We start from the raw sequence: 1,131 nt of genomic DNA, 5'->3' as shown, positions 1-1,131 counted from the left end.
GCGTCGGCTCCGGGCGCCGGACACCCGGCGGCGGAGGCAGCAACGGCCGACGCCCGCTTAGCGTCCCCGGCCGCACCACCTGTCCACGGGCCGGAGCCGTTTCGTCACGTGACGACCGGTCGGCTGCTCCGCTCGTGTCCCGTGACGTAACGGCACGCTGCTGGCCGCGAGCCATCACAGCGGCGACCGCCACGACCACCGCTTCGCGGGTCGCGGCCGCCGTCTTGCGGTCCTCGTACGCCCGCTGACGGCAGCTCCGGCGGCAGTAGGCCCGCGTCCGGCCGACACCGGACTGCCGGAACTCCGTCCCGCACCAGGCGCACAGCGTGCGCTCCTCGGCTCCCTCGATCTCCTCGCTCATCCCCACACCCTTGCATCACGACCCGACGGCCCGAATCGCCGCGCCTCAACGAACGCCGCGCAGCGTTGTAGCGGGGGGCGAGACGGGCGTTGCGCACGACGTCGCAGCGGACGTTGCGCAGAGGGTTGGAGCCGTCCGGCGACTCGCCACTCACCACCGCAGGTCGCACCGCCCGTGGGCCGTGGTGAGTGCTCGGACATCCCCGCCCTGACCCTCTGCTGAGCGCGCCGGGTGACCGGGCGGGGATCGTGTGGCCGCTGCGCTCGGCTCCCCCGCGCCGCCGTCGAGCAGCTGCACGACGACGAGCACCAGGAGCACGACGACGAAAGCGCCGGCACATTCCCGCGGCTTCCCCTCCTCGACCCCGGCCGCCGTCGCCGCGTACGTCACCGACACCCGCCGTACGTCTCCGACATGACGTACGACGACGAGCACCAGGAGCACGAGCAGCACGGCGCGGCCGGTCCGGTCCTGTCCGATCCGCCCCGGGCCCACGAAGGGGTGGAGGGGAGTTGCGGGGCTAACCCCCGCGCCCTCCATCGTGACGATCCCAACTCACCGGAGGCCCCTCGATGCCCACGATTGACCCGCTGCTGATCCCGCTGTTCCTCGTCGGCCTGGCCGTGCTCTGCGCGGCGCTCGTCTGCGTCACCGCGATCGTTCGCGCCGACCGCCGCGACGTCGTCGCCGTCGTTCGCGCGCTCCCCGAGCTGGCGGCGACGCTCATCCGATTCCGACGGCGACGGCGCACGTCTCCGGGCCGCCTGTCT

The 1,131-nt window shown here is 73.4% G+C and carries 1 protein-coding gene; it reads left to right on the top strand.

Going from position 1 to position 1,131, the window contains the following annotated elements; genetic code table 11:
• Positions 1 to 933: 933 nt before the first annotated feature.
• The coding region (locus tag ACFQ6N_RS41070) for a hypothetical protein (protein WP_380659232.1) at positions 934 to 1,131 on the top strand (198 nt) is incomplete at its 3' end.

This window comes from Kitasatospora sp. NPDC056446, from assembly GCF_042796115.1.
Taxonomy (GTDB): Bacteria; Actinomycetota; Actinomycetes; order Streptomycetales; family Streptomycetaceae; genus Kitasatospora.
Note: the sequence above shows the minus strand (reverse complement) of the source record. Positions and strands in the feature narration are given on the sequence as shown.